Here is a 21,279-nt window from a genome sequence, read left to right as displayed (position 1 = left end):
GGCGCCCGCCGCCGCGACCCGGCTGGCGTACACCTCGGTCGAGGCGGTCGCCGACCTCGCCGACGCCGAGCTGTCCCTGGGCCGGGCCGAGGCCGCTTCCGCCCGGCTGACCGCCCTGCTCGCCGAGCAGCCGGTCCACGAGCGGGCGGCCGCGCTGCTCATGGACGCGCTCGCCGCCCAGGGCCGGCAGAACGAGGCCCTGGCCCGGTACGAGCAGACCAGGCAGGCCCTGGCCGACGCCCTCGGCACCGACCCGGGCTCCGCCCTGACCGAACGCCACCTGCGCCTGCTGCGCGCCGCCGACACCGTGGCGAAGGAGCAGCCGGGAACCCTGCCCGCGCCGCTGACCAGCTTCGTCGGACGCGACGACGACCTCGCCCGGATCGGCACGCTGCTCGCCTCCGGGCGCCTGGTCACCGTGCTCGGTCCCGGCGGCGCCGGCAAGACCCGCCTCGCCGTCGAGGCCGCCCGCCGGCACCGCCAGGAGTACCGCGACGGCGCCTGGATGATCGACCTCGCCTCGCTCACCGAGCCGGCCGAGGTCGCCGCGGCCGTGCTCGCCGGGACCGGGCTGCGCGGCGGCGCGATGTTCGACGCCCGGGCGCGGGCCGAGGGCGACGAGCTGGACGTGCTCGGCGAGCAGCTCGGCGGCCGGGAGATCCTGCTGCTGGTCGACAACTGCGAGCACCTGATCGACGCGGTGGCCCACCTGGTCGCGGCACTGCTGTCCCGATGCGCTCGGCTGCGCGTGCTCGCCACCAGCCGCGAACCCCTCGCGATCGACGGCGAGGCGCTCGTGCCGCTCGGCCCGCTCGCGCTGCCCGGCCCGGACGACGGCGTCGAGCAGACCCGGCGGGCGGCGTCGGTGCGCCTGTTCGCCGCGCGGGCCGCGGCCGTACGCCCGGGCTTCGACGTTGATGCCACGACGCTGCCCGAGGTCCGGCGGGTGGTCCGCGGCCTGGACGGGCTGCCGCTGGCCCTGGAACTGGCCGCGGCCCGGCTGCGGACGCTGTCACTGCCCGAGCTGGCCGCCGGGCTCGCCCGGCCCGCGGCGGAAGACCGAAGCCGAGGCCCGGTGGACGACCGGTTCCGGCTGCTCGCCAACGGCAGCCGCACCGCGCCGCCCCGGCACCGCACGCTGCGCGCGGTCATCGCCTGGAGCTGGGACCTGCTCGGCGAGCACGAGCGTACGGTCGCCGAACGCGTCTCGATCCTGCCCGGCGGCGTCACCGTGGCCTCGGCCGCCGCGGTCTGCGCCGGCACCGCGGTGCCGGCCGACGAGCTCCCCGAGCTGCTCGCGGGCCTGATCGACCGGTCGCTGCTGCGACTCGCGCCCGACCCGGGCCGCTACCGGATGCTGGAGACGCTGCGCGAGTACGGCACCGACCGCCTGGCCGGGACGGGCGAGCTCGGCACCGTCCGCGACCTGGCCGCCGGCTACGCCGCCGAGCTGATCGCCCGGTACGACCCGCAGCTGCGCGGGCCCGGCCAGCTGACGGCCATGCGGGTCATCAGCGCCGAGTACGACAACGCGCTGGCCGCCCTGCGCCGGCGGTGCGAGACCGGCGACGCCCCCGGCGCGGTCGCGCTGGCCCTGAGCCTGACCTGGTACTGGCAGATGTTCGGCCGGCACAACGACGCGGCCTACTGGCTGGGCGAGGCACTGGCGGTGCCCGGCGGTGAGCCGACGCCCGCCCGCGACTGCGCCCACGCGATCCACCTGGTCAACCGCGCCGGCACCGGGCCGGGACCGACCGCCGGGGACCGGGCGCAGCTGCGCGACCTGGCCGGCCGGCTGCTCGCGTACCCGGAGCTGCCGTGCCCATCCGGTGCGCTCGCCGCGCTGACGTTCGCGCTCCGGCAGGAGGAAGAGGCCGCGCTCGCCATCATTGAGCCCCGGGTCGGCGGCGACGACGTGTGGCTGTCCGGGCTGGCCCACATGTTCCGGGCCGAGGTCGCCGAGAACGCCGGCCGGCTCGACGAGGTGCGCGCCGACGTGCGGGCGGCCCTGGCCTGCTTCCGGCAGGCCGGCGACCGCTGGGGCCGGGCCGGCACCCTGCCGATGCGCGCCCAGCTGCGGCAGTACGACGACGACCTCGACGGCGCGCTGGCCGACCTGCGCGAGGCCCGGTCGCTGGCCGGCGAGTTCGGCTCGCTCAGCCTCGGCGACGAGGTGTTCATCGACCTGCGCTGGATCGACCTGTACCTGCGGCGTGGCGACACCGACCTGGCGATCGCGACCATCGGCTCGGCCCGGCAGCGGGCGCTGGGCGCGAACTCGCCGGAGACGCTGGTGCTGGTCGACGCGTGGGAGGCCGCTCTCCGGGTGCGGCTCGGCGATCTGGACCGGGCGCGGGAACTGCTCGACGGCGCCGAGCGGTCGCTGCCCGGCGAGTCCCCGTTCCCCGGCGATCACGCGCGGGCGCTGGCCGGCGGCGTACGGGTCTCGCTCTGCCTGGCGGTGCGTGACCTGGCCGCCGCGGAGCAGGCGCTGAGCACGGCGTGCGCGGCGGCGCTGGCGACCCGGGACCTACCGATCCTGGCGCTGGTGGCGGTGAGCGCGGCCGCGCTCGCCGAGGCGCACGGGCGGCAGCACACCGCGGCCGTCCTGCTCGGCGCCGCCTCCCGGCTGCGCGGCGCTCATGACCGCACCGACCGGCAGGTTCGCGAGCTCACCCGGCGCGGTCGGGCCGCGCTGGGCGAGGACGCCTTCGCCGCGGCGTACGGGAAGGGCTGGGAGCTGGACGGGAAGACGGCCGTGGCCGAGGTCATCGGTGCTCCCCGGTGTCGGTGATCTCGACCCGCGCGATGAGCAGCTTCAGCCGCCCGATCTCCTCAGAGAGCGCGGTGCTGCCGGCGGCGGTGAGGGTGATCCAGGTCCGGCCGCGCCGGCCGGCGTAGCCCTTCTCGACGCCGATCAGGCCGGCCGCCTCCAGCACGCTCAGGTGCTTGGAGAGGTTTCCGGCGGTCAGGTCGAGCTGGGTGCGCAGGTAGCCGAACTCCGCCCGGCGTGCCTCGTGCGCGATGGTGAGGATCCCCAGCCGGACCCGCTGGTGCACCACCTCGTCCAGCCCGGTGACCGGGTGGGCGGCCGGCGCGCGCGGGTCCGGGCTTCCGGTCTCGGCGGTCACCGCTGCCGCCGGCGGGCCGCCGCGAAGCCGATCGCGCCCAGCAGCAGCACCGCGGCGCAGATGAGCTGCGGTATCGCGAACCCCGCCCGGATCCCCCAGGAGGTCTCCCACCCGACATTGGTCGGCAGCGCCAGCGCCACCACCAGATATCCTCCGGTGAACAGCAGCAGCGCGACGTTGCGTTCCAGCCGGGCCAGCACCAGCAGCGCGACCGCGATGATGCCCCACGGTGCGATCAGGCGGTCGACCAGGAGCACCCAGGACGGGAACCGCACCGGGTGGCTCGGGAAGTACAGGGCTGCCGCCACCCACGCGGCGGTGAAGACGACGGTCAGCGCGGCGCCGGTGATCGCGTAGGGCAGCACGCGGGCGCCCACTCCGCGTGCCCGGGCAGCCCGCACGTAGCAGACGACGATCGCCGCGTAGGCCAGCAGGAGCGCCGGCGGCCAGTAGTAGAGCACGCCTCGTCGCGCGAACTCGCAGCTGCCGTCGGGGAGGCAGCGCGCACTCATGCCGAACCAGTCGAACGGGATCCCGATCAGGGTCACCAGGGCCAGCACCAGCAGCGCGACCCAGGTCAGTCGCTGGTCGAGGCGCACCCGGTGGGCCAGGCCGCGGATCTCCGACAGGAGCCGGCGGGGATCGCCGCCGGCGGGCACCGAATCGGTAGTCATGCCAATAGGTTTCCACAGCAAACCTATTTGCGCTAGTGCTGTCAGCGACCCGACCGGCCCAGGTGCGGCCGCGCATCGACCAGGTTGGATGCTGAAGGCTGGTCCGGTGAACAGGGTGGCGTTGGTGACGGGGTCGGGCGCGGGGATCGGGGCCGCGACGGCCCGGCGGCTGGCCGCGGACGGGATGACGGTCGCGGTGCATTCCCGCACCAGCCGTGCGGCGGGCACCGCGCTGGCCGGCGAGCTGGGCGGCACCTACTTCCAGGCCGATCTCGCCGACGACGCGGCCGCCGGCGCCCTGGTCCCCCGGGTGCTGGCCGAATACGGGCGGCTCGACGTGCTGGTGAACAACGCGGGGATCAGCTGGCCGGTGCCGCACGCGGACCTGGCGGCGCTGACCGCCGACGACTGGCGGCGGCTGCTCGACGTCAACCTGATCGCGCCGTGGCTGTTGTGCACCGCGGCCGCGCCGGCGCTGCGGGAGTCGGGCGGCTGCATCGTCAACGTCACCAGCCACGCGGGGGTCAGGCCCAAGGGCAGTTCGATCGCGTACGCCGCGAGCAAGGCCGCGCTCAACCACGTGACCAGGCTGCTGGCCGCCGCGCTCGGGCCGGAGATCCGCGTCAACGCGGTCGCGCCCGGGCTCGTCGACACGCCGCTCACCGCCGACTGGACCGACGCCCAGCAGCTCTGGCAGACCTCCAGCCCGATGCGGCGCGCCGCCCAGCCGTCGGACGTGGCCGACCTGATCTCCGCCCTGATCCGCAACTCGTACGTCACCGGGGAGGTCGTGCTGCTGGACGGCGGCCTGAACCTCCGCTGAGGACGGGGCGGGCGCCGGGGTCAGGGCACCTCCGGCCGGCGGATGTAGGTCCACTCCGCGCCGTCCGGCGACAGCCACAGGCTGTACTCATTGTTGTTGGTGGCGATGGCGTACCCGCCCGGTATCGCGTGGGCGCGGCTGCCCAGCGACGGTCCCACCCGGGTGAAGGTCCGGCCCTGGTCGGTGCTGCGGTACGTCCCGTGCCGCCCCTCCACGATGACCGTGCGATCGCCGACCGGCAGCAGCGACAGCATCGGGCCGTCGAGGTCGACCACCGCCCGTGCCTCCCAGGTCCGGCCACCGTCGGTGCTGGCGTGGATCCGTACGCTGTCCCCGCGCTGCTCCCGCACGTAGACCGTCCGGCCGTCGGCCGTGTACAGCATCGAGTGGTCCAGTGAGACGCTCCCGTCCGCCGATCTCCGCGAGAATTCCGGCAACTCCCGCGTCTCCCAGCTCCGCCCGCCGTCCGTGCTGACCTTGGCCACGGCCCGGCTCCGTCCCAGGACCGGGCCGGTCGGCCGCGGGCTCGGCATCGGTTCGTCCTCGGTGCTCAGCGCCCACATCCCGGCGCCCGGCGGGGTGTCGAGCAGGAAGAGGGATCGGGGCAGAACCTCGAGCCGGACCCGGACCGGGTCACCGGTGGCCGGATCAAAGGCGACGACGGCGTTGTCCTCCATGCGAACAGGCCAGCCCGCCGGCAGGGCCTCGGCGGTGCGCGCTGCCGGCCTGCGCCAGGTGACGCCGCCGTCGGTACTGCTCCAGTACGTCGGGTCGGGCAGGGTGCGCGGATCGTACGAACCCTCCGGAGGGGGGTCCGATTCCTGCGCCAGCACCAGGCTGCCGTGCACCAGAGCGACGAACGGCTGATGCTCGCTCTTCGGCAGCGGCAGTTTGCGCCAGGTGCGCCCGCGGTCGGCGCTGGCGGCCAGCATCTGCCGGCAGTTCTTGCCGGCACAGTCCTGGTACGGCAGGTAGAGGTGATCGAGGTCGCCGGCCCGCAACTCGGTGAACATGCCGGTCAACGGCTTGTCCCGCGCGGTGGGGTCGTAGCGGCCCGGTTCGATCTCGGTATAGCTCGGCTGCGGCGCCGGCCCCCGCACGCCCGGCTGCGCGACCGCGGTGCGCCACGGGCCCACGCTGGGGCTGGGCGCGGGCCGCACCGGCGCGGGCGAACGATCGGCGGTGACGGCGAACGTCGTACCGCCGCCGGCAGCCAGGCCCAGCGCGAGGAAGACGGCGCCGAAGGCGCGCTTGCGGCGCCGGCGGGCGGCGCGCGCGGCGACGTCGGCGAAGTCGGGCTTGAAGGCGTACGCGGCCGCGGCGGCGAGGCCGGTGAAGTCCATCGCCGGTTCGGTCGCGTCGGTTCCGGGGTGGGTCCGGTCGGAGTCAGGCACGGGTGTCCTCCTTCTCCGTCTCGCGGAGGTGCTCGGCGAGCGCACGGCGCCCGCGGACAAGGCGGGTCTTCACGCTCTCGACGCTGCAGCCCAGGATGGTCGCCACCGCGGCGACGGGCAGGTCGGCGATGTGGTGCAACACCACGGTTTCGCGGGTGGCACGCGGCAGCCGCTGCAGGGCGGCGACGAGCGCCACATGATCCGGCGACAGCGGTGGTGCGGTGTCGCTCCCGCGGAGCCGGCCCGAGCGGGCGATCCGGTCGAAGAGCATGCGCCGGCGGTGCCGGGAACGGGCGATGTTCATCGCCACCCGGTACAGCCAGGCCTCCGGATTGTCCATCCCCCGCAGCCCGGCGGGCCGGGTCAGCGCTCTCGCGAAAGCTTCCTGTACGGCGTCCTGCGCTTCGGCGTAGTCGCCCGTCATGCCGTACAGCCGGGCGACCAGCCGGCCCGCTGACGCCGCGTAGACGTCACGGAGATCAAGTTCGGGATTCACCAAGGCACTCCCAGCCGGGTTGATGTCACCGGTATGACTCCCGGCGGGGTCGCCAGGTGACATCCTGGCCGGGACCGGTGGCGCTCACCGGCCCCGCGTCCGCACTGACCGGCCGGGCCTAGCGGGTGCGGCCGGGTGCCGCCGCGCGGTCCAGGACCAGGTCCCGCGCGCCGGTCAGGCCGACGGCGAGAGCGCCGCGCAGCACCGCGTCGGAGCCCAGGGTGGACACCTCGATGCGCGGCGGGCGCAGCGCGACGAGGTGCCGCAGCCGGTCGAGGACCGGGCCGGTCAGCAGGTCGCCGGCGTGGCCGCCGACGCCGCCGCCGAGCACGACGAGCTCCGGGTCCAGCACCGCGGTGATCCCGGCCAGGGCCCGGCTCAGGTGATCGATCTCCCGGTCCACCGCCTGCCGGGCGGCCGGGTCGCCGGCGCGGGCGGCGTCGAAGACGTCCTTCGCGGTGCCGGCGCCGGTCATGCCCAGCCGCTGGGCGGTGGCCACCACGCCCGCCGCCGAGGCCACCGACTCGAACATGCCCCGGCGGTGTGATTCCGGCTGGTCCAGCAGCGGGTCGCCGTCGCCGATCGGCAGGTAGCCGATCTCGCCCGCCGCGCCGCGGAAGCCACGGTAGAGCCGTCCGTCGATCACGACGCCCATGCCGGTGCCGGTGCCGATCGAGAGATAGACGAAGTGCCGGACCCCCCGGCCCAGCCCGTAGGTGGCCTCGCCGAGGGCCGCCAGGTCGACGTCGTTCTCCACCACGTAGGTCGCTCCGGTGACGTCGGCCAGCCCCGCGACGCTGTCGCGCTGCTCCCAGCCGGGCAGGTTCGCCGCCAGGTTCAGCGAGCCGGTCTCCTTGTCGTGGATGCCCGGGGTGCCGAACACGGCCAGCGTGATGTCGCCGCGCGCGATGCCCGCCATGCCGGCGAGCTCCTCGGCGAGCCGGGTGACCTGGGTGACGAGCTCGCCGGTGTGCGAACCCCGGGAGGGCTCCTCCTTGCGGGCGACGATCTCGCCGACCAGGTCGGCCAGGGCCACCCGCACGTACGCGCGCCCGATGTCGACCGCGAGCACGTGGCCGGCCTCCGGGCGCACCTCGTACAGCAGCGCGGAGCGGCCGGCCGGCCCGGCGCGCATGCCGACCTGGCGCAGCAGCCCGGCGTCCACCAGGTTGTTCAGCGCCACCGCGACGGTGGGCTTGGACAGGCCGGTCACCCGGGCCAGTTCGGGGCGGGACACGGTGCCGAGCCGGAAGATCTCCGCGAACACGGCACGCTCGTTCATGACCCTGAGGACGCTCGTCGTACTGGCGGTCGCACTGCTCTGCACGCCATCAGGTAACCACACGCCTTCGTAAAGGTCACTTATCAATTTTGTAAGGGTCCTTGCCAGAAGCGGGTGGGCGGGCTCAGGATGCACTCCAAACCCCGCGAGAAAGGGTGCGCCCGTGAGAACCAGATGGCTCCTCGCAGTCGCCGCCACCGCCGCCGTCCTGCTGGGCGCGTGCGCCAACTCCGACGCCGACGACCAACCGGGGGAGAAGGAGGCGCCGACCATCGCGCTCTTCCTCCCCGAGTCCAAGACCACCCGCTACGAGGCGTTCGACCGGCCGCTGTTCGAGGCCAAGGTGAAGGCCCTCTGCGCGGAGTGCAAGCTGCTCTATTCCAACGCCGACCAGGACGCCGCCAAGCAACAGCAGCAGGTCGAGGCGGCCCTCACCCAGGGCGCCGACGTGCTCGTCCTCGACGCGGTCGACGCCGGCGCCGTCGCGCCGCTGGTCAACCAGGCCAAGCAGAAGGACATCCCGGTCATCGCGTACGACCGGCTCATCTCCGGTATCTCCTACGAGTACTACGTCTCCTTCAACAACGTCCGCGTCGGCGAGATGCAGGGCCAGGCGCTGCTCGACGCGCTCAACGCCGCCGGCACCACGGCCAAGGGCCAGATCGTGATGATCAACGGTTCGCCGACCGACCCCAGCTCCGCCGACTACAAGGCGGGCGCGCACAACGTCCTCGACGGCAAGGTGAAGATCGGCCGGGAGTTCGACACCCCGGACTGGAGCCCGGACAAGGCGCAGCAGGAGATGGAGCAGGCGATCACCGCGCTGGGCCGCGACAGCGTGGTCGGGGTGCTCTCCGCCAACGACGGGATGGCCGGCGGCGCCATCGCGGCGATGAAGCGCGCGGGTTACGCCACCCTCCCGCCGATCACCGGCCAGGACGCCGAACTCGCGGCGGTGCAGCGGATCCTGACCGGCGAGCAGCACATGACGATCTACCTGGACATCCGCCGGGAGGCGGAGCAGGCGGCCGAACTCGCCGTCGCGCTGGGCCGCGGCGAGCAGCCGGCCGCCCCGGCCAAGGTCGACAACGGTACGGCGCAGATCCCCGCGTACCTGCTGGACCCGGTGCCGGTGACCGCCGACAAGATCAAGGACACGATCGTCAAGGACGGCTTCTACCAGGCCGCGGACATCTGCACGACGGCGGTCGCGGCGGCCTGCGCCAAGGCGGGAATCCAGTAGTGCTCTCCGCCCGCCGCATCTCCAAGAGGTACCGCGCGGTCCAGGCTCTCGACGGGGTGAGCCTGGACCTCCCGTCCGGCGAGGTCGTCGCGCTCGTCGGCGACAACGGCGCCGGCAAGTCGACCCTGGTGAAGGTGATCTCCGGGGTCGTCACCCCGGACGACGGCGAGATCACCCAGGACGGCGAACCGATCCGCGTCACCACCCCGCACGAGGCGCAGCGGCGGGGAATCGCGACTGTCCACCAGGACCTCGCCCTCTGCGAGAACCTCGACGTCGTCGCCAACCTCTTCCTGGGCGACGAGCGGCGGCGCTGGTCGCTGCTGAGCCACATCCGGATGGAGCGGACGGCACGCGACCTGCTCGGGTCGCTGGACGTCCGGATCCGCGACATTCGCGTGCCGGTCGCCATGCTCTCCGGCGGTCAGCGCCAGTCGGTCGCCATCGCCCGCGCGCTGGTCGGCGAGCCCAAAGTGGTGATCCTCGACGAGCCGACGGCCGCGCTCGGCGTCGAGCAGACCGCCCAGGTGCTGGACCTGATCCGCCGCCTGCGCGACCGCGGGCTCGCCGTGCTGGTCATCTCCCACAACCTCGCCGACGTCCGCGCGGTGAGCGACCGGATCGTCGTCCTGCGGCTGGGCCGCAACTCCGGCGACTTCCGTACCGCCGAATCCACCCCGGCGGCCGTCGTGGCCGCCATCACCGGAAGCACGGCCGAGGAGGCCCAGCCATGACCACGCCGGTAGTACTCCTGCGCGGGTCGCTGCGCCGCGGCGGGGGCGCTGACCTCGGCGCCTGGCCGGTCGTCGCCGGGCTGGTCCTGATCGCGGTCGTGTTCGGCTCGCTGAACGACCGCTTCCTGTCCGCCGAGAACCTCACCAACCTGGCCATGCAGATGGCCGCGACCGGCACCATCGCGCTCGGCATCATCATGGTGGTCCTGCTGGGCGAGATCGATCTGTCGGCCGGCTCGGTGAGCGGCCTGGCCGCGGTGATCATGACCATCCTGTACGTCAACCGGGGCTGGGACCCGCTGCCGGCGATCGGCGTGGCACTCGCCGGAGCCGCACTGATCGGGTTGCTGCACGGGTGGATGTTCACCCGCCTCGGGATGCCGTCGTTCGTCGTCACCCTCGCCGGGCTGATCGGCTGGCAGGGCCTCATGCTGTACCTGCTGGGCAGCGGCGGCACGATCAACCTGCCGTTTGACGGGTTCCTGGCCAAGCTGAGCGACACCTGGCTGCCGGCCTGGGCGTCCTGGCTGATCGCGGCGCTCATCGTCGTGGCCTGGGCGGTGGGCGGGCTGGTCAACCATCGGCTGCGGCGCGCCGCCGGGCTGCCGGTGACCTCCCTCGCCGGCGCGGTGCTGCGCGTCGGCGGGCTGGCCCTGGCCCTGGCCGCCGTCGTGTCCGTGCTCTCGGCCGACCGCGGCGTCCCGCTGCTCCTGGTCATCTTCGGCGCCCTGGTCGTCGTCCTCGACCTGGTGCTGCGGCACACCGTGTTCGGCCGTCACATGTACGCGGTGGGCGGCAACGCGGAGGCGGCCCGCCGGGCGGGCATCAGCGTGAACCGGATCCGGCTGATCGCCTTCGCCGCCGCGTCCACCCTGGCGGCGTGCGGCGGCATCCTGGCCGCCAGCCGGCTCGCCGCCGTCAACCAGAGCTCGGGCAGCAGCGACACCCTCCTGATGGCCATCGCGGCCGCGGTCATCGGCGGCGCGTCGCTCTTCGGCGGCCGGGGCCGCCCCTACGCCGCGCTGCTCGGCATCCTGGTGATCCAGTCGATCACCAACGGGATGCTGCTGCTCAACGTCGACTCCTCGGTGCGGTACATGGTGACCGCCGCGGTCCTCGCGGTGGCCGTCGCCCTCGACTCCCTGGCCCGCCGGGGCCAGCCCCGGTGACGGCGGGCCAGGTGCTGGCGATCGACTTCGGCGGGACGAAGATCGCGCTCGCCGTCGCGGCCGTCGGCTCGCCCGACGGCCGCCCCGACAGCACCGTGCGGCTGCGGACACTCGCCGGCGCGGGCGCGCTCCAGGCGGTGCGCCGCACCTTCGAGGCGGCCCGGGACCTGCTGGCCGCGCCGGCGGCGATCGGCGTCTCCACCTTCGGCGTGCTCCGCGGCGGCCGGGTCCGGCTCGCACCCACCGTGCCCGGGTGGGACGGCCTGGCCCTGCCGGACCTGCTCCGCGCGGAGTTCGGCGACACCCCGGTCGCCATCGACAACGACGTCAACGCGGGCGCCGCCGCCGAGCTGCGCTGGGGTGCGCTGCGCGGCACCGACGTGGGCCTCTACGTCAACCTGGGCACCGGCCTGGCCGCGGCGCTCGTGGCCGGCGGCCGGGTCCTGCCGGGCGCGCACGGCGCGGCCGGCGAGATCGGCTACCTCCGCGACACCGCCGCCGACGGGTACGCCGCCGACGGGCAGGCGCCGCTCGAGGAGGCGGTGTCCGGCAGCGCCCTGGCCCGGCGCGGCTCGGCGCTGCTCGGCCGGCCGGTGACGGCGGCGCAACTGTTCGGGCTGAGAGCCGAACCGGGGGTCGCCGCCCTGCTCGACGAGGTGGTGGACACGCTGTCGCGGACCATCGCCAACCTGTGCGTGACCCTCGACCCGGACCGGGTCGTGCTCGGCGGCGGCATGATGGGCGCGGCGGCACACATCATGCCGCGCGTGGCGGCGGCGCTGCACCGCGCCGTGCCGTTTCCGCCGCGGCTGTCGGCGGCCCGGTTCGTCGACGACGCCCCGCTGGTCGGCGCCGTCGCCCTGGCGCTGGCGGCCGCCCGCTGACGGCGCCACGTCAGGCCCGGCGGTCCGGTCGCCGACTGACAGCGCCACCTCAGGCCCGGCGGTCCGGTCGCCGACTGACAGCGCCCACCCGCCGTGCCGTCCGCGGCCCGGCGGGACCCCTATCCTTGGCGCCATGGCACTGACGGACGAGGCGATCGAACGCATCAAGGGGATGATCGTCTCCGGCGAACTGCGGCCGGGCGACCGGTTGCCGAAGGAGGCCGACCTGGCCGGCCGGCTCGGGTTGTCCCGCAACTCGCTGCGCGAGGCGGTGAAGGCGCTTTCGCTGATCCGGGTGCTCGACGTGCGGCAGGGCGACGGCACGTACGTGACGAGCCTGCAGCCGGAGGTGCTGCTCGACACGGTGGGGTTCCTGCTCGACTTCCACCGCGACGACAGCGTTCTGCACCTGCTGCAGGTGCGGCGCATCCTCGAGCCCGCGGCCACCGCGATGGCCGCCCGCACGATGAGCGACAGCGAGTTGGAGTCGCTGGAAGCGCTGGTCGAGATGCCGGACGGCGAGCCCGACCTCAACGACCTCATCGCCACGGACCTGGAATTCCACCGGCGGATCGCGATCGGCTCGGGCAACCCGGTGCTCGCCTCGCTCATCGAGAGCCTCTCCGCGCCGACCCTGCGTGCGCGGGTCTGGCGTGGACTCACCCAGGAGGACGCGGCCGCCGACACGGTGCGGCAACACCAGGCGATCCACCGCGCGCTCGTCGCGCGGGAGCCGGAGCTCGCCCGCTCGTGGGCCACGGTGCACATCGCCGGGGTGGAGCTGTGGCTGCGCCGGGCGCTGGAGGTGGCCGACGGGCCCGGCGACGCCCCCGGGACGGCCGGTCCGCAGCGGGGGTGACAGCCGGCCCGGGGCCGCGGCTATGCCGGCATGCCCCACGGCGGGGCCGGCGGGCCGGCCGGCACCGGTGCGATGGTCAGGTCCGGCCGGTCACCGTGCCGGTGGATCAGCACCTCCTGCCCGCGCCCGAGCTCGACGTCGATGTCGCCGTCCGGCCGCCGGCGCCAGCGCGGCTCCCGGCCAGCTCGGTCGCGGACCGTGAGCGGACCGTCGATGCCGAGGCGCAACCGACAGGGCGCCCCCGCTTCGCTGCGGACCCGGACCCATTGGGTGACGCCGCCCCGGCGGGCGGCGCTGAGCAGGAACGCGCCCTGGGTGCGGAAGTCGTGCAGGGTGACGTCGGGCCACGACGCCGGCACGGCCGGGAAGATCCGGACCACGCCGCCCCAGCTCTGGCAGAGCATGTCGTGGACGCTCTGCGCGCCGGAGAGCGGGGTCTCGATGACCGGGCCCGACTCTTTGTACATCGTGTTGGGCTGGATGTAGCGGCGCAGCAGTTCGCCGAGATAGAACGCGGCGTCGTCGCCGCGCCGCATCTGCGCCGAGATCGAGGCCGCGCCGGTGAACGTGTAGCCCTGCAGCGCGCCCTCGAAGCTGACCCAATGCTTGAGCGAGCGGTCGATCAGGTCGCGCTGGTCCGGCTGCTCCCAGGTGCGCTCGTAGAGCGGATACACCATCAGCAGGTGGGAGTAGTGACGGTGCGATTTGGCGAACGGCACCCCGGCGCCGATCATGTAGCCGTTGGCGTCGACCGGGTAGTCCGCCAGCCGGGCGAGGATGTGGCGCCAGGCCGGCGCGAGCTGGTCGTCGATGCGCAGCACGCGCGCCGAGGCCAGCAGGGTCGCGCAGCCCCAGCGGATCAGGGACAGGTCATAGTTGCAGTCGGGGGCGTTGACGCCGTACTCCGGCGAGAAGGTCGGCGGCAGGTGCAGCCGGCCGTCGGCGTCCGGCGTGAGGAAGTGGCGGTAGTAGTTGATCGCCCGGCGCAGCAGCGGGAACACCACCGTGCGCAGGGTCCGCTCGTCCATCGTGTGCCGGTAGGACAGCCAGACGTTGTGCAGCGCCCAGGTCAGGTTGCCGACCTCGGGGGTCGGCGGGTCCTGGCCGGGGACGCCGACGGCGAAGCCCGAGGTGCCGGTGCCGGCGCCGTTGAGCAGCGTCATGTCGGTGGTGCGCGGGATGCCGGCCGAGTCGGCCCGGTACGGCTCGTCGACCTGGTCGACCAGGTTACGCCGGTAGCGGTCGATGGACCGGGTGACGGCGTCGAGCTCCAGGTGGTTGGAGCCGTGGATCAGCCAGTATTCGAGCTGGACGTTGAGGTTCCACCAGGTGGCCGGCCACGGGGTCGGCTCCAGCCACGGGCCGCTGGTGGCCATGACGGGTGCCGTGCGCCGCGCCGCCGAGGCCACCTTGTAGAGCTGGATCCAGTAGAAGCTCTGCAGCCGCGCGTCGGAGATCGACAGGAAGCTCTTGCGATAGTAGGCGTGCCACCAGTCGCGATGCTCCTGCCGCGACACCGGCCGCGTGACCAGGCGCAGCGCCGGCGGGGTGGCGGTACGCCGCGGATGCGACCACGCGACCGCGGCGGACAGCGTCCGGGTGGAACCGCGGGTGACCTCCCGCCAGGCCGTGACGTGTTCGCCGCCGGCCAGCAGCGGCTGGGTGATCACCTCGGCACCGCCGGCGCGCGTGACGACGGGCGCCGGGTTGGGCCCGTAGCCAGCCGGTGGTGGCTTGTTGAAGACCGGATCGGCGCGGGGGCTCACCGCCACGGCGGGATGGAACTCCCACGTGAAGCCGCGCTCACCCGCGGTCGGTGTGACGTCGACCTGGAGCACGGGGTGGACACTGTGGACGTAGGCACGCAGGCGGAGGCTGCCGGCCGCGGTGGTGATGGTGCCGAGCAGCTCCGCGTTCCACAGGTCCAGGCGCCAGTCGACGGCGGTGATCGCGCCGGCCGGCCGCAGCGTGAGATAGCCGATCGGCAGCCGGGCCAGGCCGAACAGCGAGCCGAACTGCGGGCGGTGGTCCTGGACTTCGCTGTGCTGCACGTTGAAGCGTACGGCGTTGGCACCGGGTTCGGCGTAGATGCCGGAGCCGAGGAACCCGTTGCCCAGGAACGGGCCCTCGTACCAGGTGGCCGGCAGGCGTTTCCAGATCAGGTCGGCGCCGGCGAGGAAGCCGGCCCAGTCGATCCGGTCGATCGGCCAGCGGCCGTGCCCCGCCGGGACGGCGGGCGACGGTGCCGAGGGCAGGGCGACCGCCGCGCCGCTGCCGACGGCGCCGAGGATCACCTGGCGGCGCGAGAGTTCGTCAGCCACAGCGCACCCGCGCATCCGCCCACGAGGCACGGTCGTTCTGCGTGCCGTCGCCGCCGTCGTCGACCCGCAGGGTCAGGGTGGTCACGCCGGTGAGGTCGGCGGTCAGGGCCCGCGCCGGGTCCGTGGTGATCATGGTGCCGGTCCCGGCGAGGACGCTGCCGTCGCCGGCCACGGTGAAGCCGGCCGTGCCGCCCACCCGCTGCCGGGCCACGTCGAGCCCGGCCTCGTCGTCGACGCCGACATCCGCGGCGAACCGCGTACATCGGCCGCCGAGCGCGAAGGAGACCTCACCGGAGGCGAACATGCCGAGCCCCTTTCCGTACGTGACGCGCCTGATCGCGATGCCGCGCCCGTCGCCGGCCGCGGCCTGGCCGTTGGTCAGATCGCGCTCGACCGGGCCCAGCCCGTTGGTCGCGGCGGCGAACGCGAGGTCGCTGAGGTAGGTCCAGCCGGTTGGCAGCGGACGCCAGGTGTGCACCACCGCGGCCCGCTGATCCTCGAAGTACCGGTGCCGCTGCGGCGACCGGAACCGCGCGACGACCGGCACGTCCAGGTATCCGAATGCCGGGGCGGCCGGCGCCGTGACGGTCCAGGTGCCGGTCACCGTCTGGCCCGGCCGGACCCGGCCGACCTGGACGGGCGCACCCCGCACGGTCCAGCCGGCCGGTGGCTTCGGCGCGAGCGTCACGTCGGTCTGCGCGTGCTCGTCGTCGACCGTGAACCGCCCGGTGACCGTGAACGACCCGCCGGGGGCCACGGTCGCGGTGGCCGGGGTGACGGTCACCGTGGTCGCCGGCACCACCTCGACCGGCCGGTCGCAGGTCGTCAGCCCGGGCCGCCAGCGGCAGGCGATCGCGGCGAACCCGCCGTCCTTCGCCACGCCGATCTCCAGCGTGTCCCCGGCGGCGGCGAGCCTCGTCTCCCGGATCAGGCCGGCCGGGCCGTCGTTGGTGATGTCGAGCAGCCAGCGGCCGGGCGGGAGGCTGAGCGGCACCCGCGCGGTGCGGGCGGCACCCGCGAACCCGCCGCCGATGAACCAGCGGTCGCCGGCGCGCCGGGCGAACACCGCGCTCTCGGCGGGTCTGCCGGCCAGCAGCCGGGTCTCGTCCCAGACCGTCGGCACCTGGTCCAGATAGCGCTCGGCCAGCGGGCGCGCCCGGTAGTCCTCGACGCGGCCGGCGAGATTGGCCTGCCCCGACTCGAACACCACCGAGAGGGCCAGCTCGTGCGCGTCGGAGGTGGGCCGGCTCGGCCGGTGCCAGGCCATCGGCGTGTAGTCCATCGAACCGACCACGTTGCGGGTGAACGGCAGGCTGGTCAGGTGGGTGGTGGTCAGGTTGCTCGACTTCTCGCCGCCGTGCACCGCCTCCATCGTCATCACGTGCGGCCAGGTCCGCTGGATGCCGTGCGGGATCGTGGACCCGTGGAAGTTGAGGGTCAGGTGGTGTGCGGCCGCCTCGGGCAGGATCTGGTCATACCACTTCAGGCGCTCCTGCGACTCCGAGTCCATGAAGTCGACCTTCAGCCCGGCGACGCCCCACCGTTCGAACAGCGGCAGCCGGGCGGCGCGCTCCTCGGCGGTGTCCAGCTCGCTGAAGTGGATCCAGGTCAGGATCCGCACGCCCCGCGCCCTGGCGTAGCGCACCAGCTCGGGGATCCAGCTGGTCGTCTCCCAGGTCGGGTCGTAGTTCCAGTTCGGATCGAAGTACCAACCGGCGTCGACGAGCGCGTACGGCCAGCCGTGCTCGGCGGCGTAGTCGACGTAGCCCTGCTGCATGGCCAGGCTCTGCCCGGCCTCGCGGCCGCCGGCGAGCCAGCTCCAGAAGACCTTTCCGGGCTTGATCCACGACGCGTCGCGGACCCGGGACGGCGGCGCCAGGTCGTCGGCCAGCGTCGACGCCGAGACCGTGCCCAGGTCGCCGACGATCATCGTGCGCCACGGCGTCTCCAGGGCGCCGTCGACCAGGATCTTCTCGTCATTCCAGAGCTTGACCGCGTACCTGCCGGAGCCGGTCTCGTGCACCAGCCGCGCGCCGGCGTAGCCGCCGTCCACATCGGACTCGGTGAGCAGCAGAAATCCGCCGGGCGATTCGAACAGTGCCGGGTGCTCGTATTCCCCCGAGGCCGCGGCCCCGGCGGTGGTCGGCAGGTACGGATTCTCATAGTCCTGGCGATACCGGGCCAGCCAGGCCGCGCCGCCGGCCGGCACCTCGAACGCCGACGTCTCGCGCAGCACGGCACCGGAGCCGGCCGGCAGTGCGTACCGGTAGGCGACACCGTCCGGGGCCGCCCGCACGACCAGGTCGAGCCGGGCGCCGCCGGTGCCCTCGAAGGCGAAGCGAGCCTCCGACATCACCGCCCGGCGCTCGGTCCGCTTGCCGGCCGTGGTGGTGTAGCGCTCGGTCACGGTCCGGTCGGTCCGCCGCAGAAACCGCAACCCGCTGGACAGGTCGGCCTGCTCGGTGACGATGCCGACCGCTCCCGGATCGAGCACCGGCCGGCCGCCGCGCGACACGGCCAGCGTGACGGCGCCGGCGGCACTGTCGTAGCCGAGGGTGGCGACCGGGCCGTCGCCGGGCGCTCGCACCACCCAGTGCGACGTCGCATGACGCTCCTGCGCCCCGGCGGGGGCGCCACCGAGCAACGCCACACCGATGGTCAGGGCGGCACCGGCCGCCAGGGCACGAAGGATTGACGACCTCATGGCAAAGCCTCCCGTCAATACATCCGATGTAAACGATGCCAAAGAAGGCGATCGATGTCGAGTCTCCCGTAGTGTGGTCTTCTGTGCTACGTAGACATCGGATCTATAGCTTCGCCGCGCGCCGGCCCCGGCCGGTCAGAGCGCCGCGTCCAGGCGTTGGGTGCCGATCACCGCGAGCAGGCGCAGGGCCTCTTCCGGCGGGCCTCGTACGTCGCGGAGGTGACCGTCGCCGCCGTGCGCGGCACGCGTCGCAGCAGGTCGAGAATGCTCTACCGGACCTCGTGGGACGGGCCGGGCGGCGCGGTCGACCGATCGGCGCCCTCCGCCGCGGCGTTCGTTCTCCGGTGCGGCCGCGTCCGGCCGGCGGGGAGTATTGGTGGTAGCCCCTTTGCTCTGCTTCCCCATCGGAAACACCCGTCGGCCATCAGGCCGGCGGAACCCGGACGTCTCCGTCCGGTGTTTCCCATGGAGTGTTGTTCTTGAGCGGTCCAGCGTCATCCGGCAACACTCGTCCAAGTGACCGGAGATCCCCCGCGACCGGGTGCCGGGCCACCTGTCGTGCCGCTGCCGGCCCTCTGCTGCGGATGCCGCCGCCCGTTGTCAATCTCGAGGCGTGCGGGTGCCGACCGGACCGTCTCTCACCAACGTTCAACATGCGCCCAGGTGGCACCACCCGCGCATACGCCTGTCGCCGGTTTCCGATTTGACCCCCTGGGGGTTCTTGGGTTCCAGGCTGGGGGTCAGTCTCAAAGGAAGCGGCGACAACGCTATCGGTGTCGCCGCGCTCATCCCGCTGGCGCGTGTTCGGCAGACCTAGGTGCGCACGGTTGCGGGACGGGCCACTTCTGCTCAAAGTCGGCCGTGGTCGCGCGGCGTAGGCACCGGTGCCGCCCGAGGTGGTTCTTGGCGCGTGCAAGTGTGCAGGGAGTCTTGCTCAGGAGTGGCCCGACGCCATTGCTCCGCACCTCGCGTCCGGGCTCCGGCTCAAAGCGAACGACCGCCTGCCGGGTGTGACTGGCCTCGCCGGCCGATCACACCCGGGGCCGAGGTTGGATCTTGTAGCGGCGTGGCCGGCTCCGCACCGAATCACCCCAGGTCGGCGACCCCGCCCCGGATCATGCGGGCGGTCACGCGCCACATGTCCACCACCGGTATCGGCGACTCCTCGCAACCGCCTCCCGCCCCAGCCCCACCCTTGTCCGGTTCCGTCGGCAGTCCAGCTGGTGGACCCGATCCCGCATGCCGCACCCTGCCAGCACATTTCGTCTCACCCCTGGGGCCAGAACCTCGCAAAACGCACCATACCGCCACCAGGCTCCGCAACCTTGATTCGTGCCGGTGCCGAGCAGACCGCTACGCCACAAGATCCAACGTCCGCGGTCGCGTTACGGACCCCGTTACGGATCCGAGACGACGTCCGGGGTTCCGCCGGCTTGATGGCCGACGGGTGTTTCCGATAGGGAAGCAGAGCAAAGGCACGTCAGACGACTCGAAGCCCTCGGCCACACCGTCACCCTCGAACCCGCCGCCTAACACCAACGAGGACCCAACCCATCCCGGCGAAGCCGGAATGCTGCCGCCTGCCCAGACCAGGTTGATTTTCGGACTAGGTAGGTGTTTGGGCGTGGGTCTGCCGCTGGGGAGGCAGAGCAAAGGCAGGTGTTGGGGGTGGGTCTGCCGCCGGCCTGGGGGAGCCGGCGGCGCGGGCTTCGATCTCTCGGCGAGGTTGTGGCCGGGGGTCACGAAGCGCCGTCGCGGTGTCAGCCGACGGGTGCCTGCTCGGCCTGCACGATCGACGCGCGGTGGGCGGCGACGGCTGCCCAGAACGACTCGTCCGGCGCCTCCGGGGCGAACAGCCACATCAGGTCCTTGTAGGTGCGGTCGCCCGCGATGTCCTGGGCCGGCGCGTATGGCACCTCGGAGGTGATGTGGAACCAGTGGTAGCCGTGCGGGGCCATCGCCTCGGTCAGGCGGTCCTCGCCGCGGCCGGCCAGGACCTCGCAGAGCACCCAGGGGCGGTGGTCGCGCAGGGTCTCGGCGCTGCCGAACAGTACGTCCGGTTCGGTGCTCTCGGTGTCGATCTTGAGGACCGCGGGCACGACGCCGGTGCGCCGTACGTACGCGTCCAGGGTCTCGACCGGGACCTCGATCTGCCGGGTCGACTCGCGGAAGCCGGCCGCCAGCGAGTTGGAGCTGTCGGACGAATTGGACAGGTACAGGGTCGCTTGCCCGGTCTCGCTGCCCAGGGCGATGGACTCGACGCGGAAGTTCAGGTCGTTGTCGGCGGATAGCCGCTCGGCGACCTCGGAGAGGGTCGGGAACGGCTCGAACGCCACGACCTCGCGGTCGGAACAGGCGGCTGCCAGGGCGGCGTAGAGGCCGACGTTCGCGCCGATGTCGAGCACGGCGCCCGGTCCGGCGGCGCCGATCGCCGCGAGGAAGCAGGGCACGGCCGACGACTCGTACGCGTGCAGGCCGTTCTGGGCCAGCTTCCTGGGCACCATCAGGTCGACCGGCGCCGTCATCGTGAGCGCCCGGCCCGGCTTCCCCGGAACCGGAATCGGCACACTTCGGTGAGTGGCCTTGACCGGCTGCTTCGCGGGCTGCTTCACCGGCTGCGGCGCGGCCTCCGGGGCACTCGTCCGGGCGCGCCGGTCCCGCCAGATCTTCGCCATGGTCACCGGCACGGTCACCACGCCCTTGCCGGGGTGCCGGGCGCCGTCGACGAGGGTCTGTCCCAGCCGGAACGTCAGTGACGACTTCAGGGATCTGATCTGCTTCTTGGCCCGGGTCAGGTCCTCGTCCCTCGCCGCCTTCGCCGCCTTCGCCTCGGCGGCGGTCTGCTTCGCCTCGGCGACTGTCTCTCTCGCCGCGGCCATCTGCGCCGTCAGCTGGGTGACCCGGTCGCCGAGCGCGTGCACCCGGTGGAGCAGCGTGCCGGTGACCAGCTCGCCGAGGACGGACTGGTTGGCCAGCCACAGCTGCATCGGCAGCTGGTCGGCACCGGGCACGTCCGGGGGCAGCGCCTCGTCGCCGGCCGGGGCGTCCGCCAGGTGGGCCCGCCGGGGCTGAATCTTCTCCACCCGCTCGGCGAGCAGGGCGACCTCCATGCCGTACCGGCCGGAGGAGTCGACCGGCACCGCGTCGGCCAGCTGGCAGTGCCCGTCGGCCAGCATCTGCAGCACCACCTGCTGGGGGAAATCCTCCGGCGACCAGCCGGCCAGGATCAGCACCTTGACCCCGGCGGGCAGCGCGTGCAGCGCCCGGCCCAGGTCGGCGGCCGGGGTGTGCGTTCCCTCCCGCGGGCCGAGCAGGCAGAGCAGCAGGTCGTCCGAGGTGAGTGCGGTGTCGGCGACGGCGGCCGGCGCCACCGCCGAGTAGGGCAGGTCGCCGGGCACCATGAGATGCCGGCGCAGATCCTCCGCGCCAGGGGAGACGTCGACAATGCGGCCCACACCAGAGATCAGGGGTAACAGGTTACGAACGAGCATGGGGGGCGCGGATCCTCTCAACGCAAGGCGGGAAAGTCGATCAACCCCCGCCGGACCGCAGAGGTGCCGCACTA

General features: G+C 73.3%; 15 protein-coding genes. 7 read left to right on the top strand and 8 right to left on the bottom strand.

Annotation, left to right across the window (positions count from 1 at the left end; all coding sequences use genetic code 11):
- Positions 1-2,794, top strand: a 2,794-nt coding sequence (locus DMB66_RS49630) for a BTAD domain-containing putative transcriptional regulator (RefSeq protein ID WP_125811086.1), incomplete at its 5' end; no start/stop codon positions are given.
- Here the strand turns inward: DMB66_RS49630 and DMB66_RS49625 are convergent.
- Positions 2,769-3,131, bottom strand: coding sequence for a transcriptional regulator (locus DMB66_RS49625; RefSeq protein WP_125811085.1), 363 nt, complete (start codon positions 3,129-3,131; stop codon positions 2,769-2,771). The two genes, DMB66_RS49630 and DMB66_RS49625, sit on opposite strands and share 26 nt — an antisense overlap.
- Positions 3,128-3,805, bottom strand: coding sequence for a hypothetical protein (locus DMB66_RS49620; RefSeq protein WP_125811084.1), 678 nt, complete (start codon positions 3,803-3,805; stop codon positions 3,128-3,130). The genes DMB66_RS49625 and DMB66_RS49620 overlap by 4 nt, the downstream gene beginning before the upstream one ends.
- 124 nt (positions 3,806-3,929) lie before the next feature.
- Here DMB66_RS49620 and DMB66_RS49615 point away from each other — a divergent pair, with 124 nt between their 5' ends.
- A complete protein-coding gene (locus tag DMB66_RS49615) occupies positions 3,930-4,628 on the top strand; it encodes an SDR family NAD(P)-dependent oxidoreductase (protein ID WP_233625395.1) in 699 nt (232 codons plus the stop codon).
- 20 nt (positions 4,629-4,648) lie between these two features.
- On the opposite strand, the gene DMB66_RS49610 is transcribed toward DMB66_RS49615, so the two are convergent.
- The 3 genes from DMB66_RS49610 to DMB66_RS49600 all read right to left on the bottom strand — a co-directional run bounded on the left by DMB66_RS49610 (position 4,649) and on the right by DMB66_RS49600 (position 7,800).
- A complete protein-coding gene (locus DMB66_RS49610; protein WP_125811082.1) occupies positions 4,649-6,022 on the bottom strand; it encodes a sialidase family protein in 1,374 nt (457 codons plus the stop codon).
- Positions 6,015-6,518 carry an RNA polymerase sigma factor gene (locus DMB66_RS49605; RefSeq protein WP_233625394.1) on the bottom strand — a complete coding sequence of 168 codons (504 nt, stop codon included), beginning with the start codon at positions 6,516-6,518 and terminating at the stop codon, positions 6,015-6,017. The genes DMB66_RS49610 and DMB66_RS49605 overlap by 8 nt, the downstream gene beginning before the upstream one ends.
- 118 nt (positions 6,519-6,636) lie before the next feature.
- Positions 6,637-7,800, bottom strand: a complete 1,164-nt coding sequence (locus DMB66_RS49600; RefSeq protein ID WP_158647614.1) for an ROK family protein — start codon at positions 7,798-7,800, stop codon at positions 6,637-6,639.
- Positions 7,801-7,963: 163 nt separating this feature from the next.
- Here DMB66_RS49600 and DMB66_RS64795 point away from each other — a divergent pair, with 163 nt between their 5' ends.
- The 5 genes from DMB66_RS64795 (at position 7,964) to DMB66_RS49575 (ending at position 12,689) form a co-directional block, all read left to right on the top strand.
- Positions 7,964-9,043, top strand: coding sequence for a sugar ABC transporter substrate-binding protein (locus DMB66_RS64795; protein WP_125811079.1), 1,080 nt, complete (start codon positions 7,964-7,966; stop codon positions 9,041-9,043).
- Positions 9,043-9,777: an ATP-binding cassette domain-containing protein gene (locus tag DMB66_RS64790; RefSeq protein ID WP_125811078.1), complete on the top strand. Its 735-nt coding sequence runs from the start codon at positions 9,043-9,045 to the stop codon at positions 9,775-9,777. Before DMB66_RS64795 ends, DMB66_RS64790 begins: the two co-directional genes overlap by 1 nt.
- Positions 9,774-10,946: a sugar ABC transporter permease gene (locus DMB66_RS49585; RefSeq protein ID WP_125811077.1), complete on the top strand. Its 1,173-nt coding sequence runs from the start codon at positions 9,774-9,776 to the stop codon at positions 10,944-10,946. The genes DMB66_RS64790 and DMB66_RS49585 overlap by 4 nt, the downstream gene beginning before the upstream one ends.
- Complete coding sequence (locus DMB66_RS49580) at positions 10,943-11,830, top strand: ROK family protein (protein ID WP_125811076.1); 888 nt, start codon at positions 10,943-10,945, stop codon at positions 11,828-11,830. Before DMB66_RS49585 ends, DMB66_RS49580 begins: the two co-directional genes overlap by 4 nt.
- A 133-nt stretch (positions 11,831-11,963) precedes the next feature.
- Positions 11,964-12,689 carry a FadR/GntR family transcriptional regulator gene (locus DMB66_RS49575; RefSeq protein WP_125811075.1) on the top strand — a complete coding sequence of 242 codons (726 nt, stop codon included), beginning with the start codon at positions 11,964-11,966 and terminating at the stop codon, positions 12,687-12,689.
- Between the two features lie 20 nt (positions 12,690-12,709).
- Here DMB66_RS49575 and DMB66_RS49570 read toward each other — a convergent pair whose 3' ends face one another.
- The 3 genes from DMB66_RS49570 to DMB66_RS49560 form a co-directional block, all read right to left on the bottom strand.
- Positions 12,710-15,010 carry a hypothetical protein gene (locus DMB66_RS49570; protein WP_233625393.1) on the bottom strand — a complete coding sequence of 767 codons (2,301 nt, stop codon included), beginning with the start codon at positions 15,008-15,010 and terminating at the stop codon, positions 12,710-12,712.
- A complete protein-coding gene (locus DMB66_RS49565; RefSeq protein WP_125811073.1) occupies positions 15,003-17,714 on the bottom strand; it encodes a glycoside hydrolase family 97 catalytic domain-containing protein in 2,712 nt (903 codons plus the stop codon). The genes DMB66_RS49570 and DMB66_RS49565 overlap by 8 nt, the downstream gene beginning before the upstream one ends.
- Positions 17,715-19,474: 1,760 nt before the next feature.
- Entirely contained in the window at positions 19,475-21,205 is a 1,731-nt protein-coding gene (locus tag DMB66_RS49560; protein ID WP_125811072.1) for an FkbM family methyltransferase, read from the bottom strand.
- Positions 21,206-21,279: the final 74 nt, after the last annotated feature.

The sequence above is a fragment of the Actinoplanes sp. ATCC 53533 genome (assembly GCF_003947245.1).
Note: the sequence above shows the minus strand (reverse complement) of the source record. Positions and strands in the feature narration are given on the sequence as shown.

Bases quoted from the DNA above. Each gene is read 5' to 3' on its own strand.
- DMB66_RS49560 (WP_125811072.1), bottom strand. From the start codon at position 21,205: ATGCTCGTTCGTAACCTGTTACCCCTGATCTCTGGTGTGGGCCGCATT.
- DMB66_RS49620 (WP_125811084.1), bottom strand. From the start codon at position 3,805: ATGACTACCGATTCGGTGCCCGCCGGCGGCGATCCCCGCCGGCTCCTG.
- DMB66_RS49600 (WP_158647614.1), bottom strand. From the start codon at position 7,800: ATGAACGAGCGTGCCGTGTTCGCGGAGATCTTCCGGCTCGGCACCGTG.
- DMB66_RS49575 (WP_125811075.1), top strand. From the start codon at position 11,964: ATGGCACTGACGGACGAGGCGATCGAACGCATCAAGGGGATGATCGTC.
- DMB66_RS49585 (WP_125811077.1), top strand. From the start codon at position 9,774: ATGACCACGCCGGTAGTACTCCTGCGCGGGTCGCTGCGCCGCGGCGGG.
- DMB66_RS49565 (WP_125811073.1), bottom strand. From the start codon at position 17,714: ATGAGGTCGTCAATCCTTCGTGCCCTGGCGGCCGGTGCCGCCCTGACC.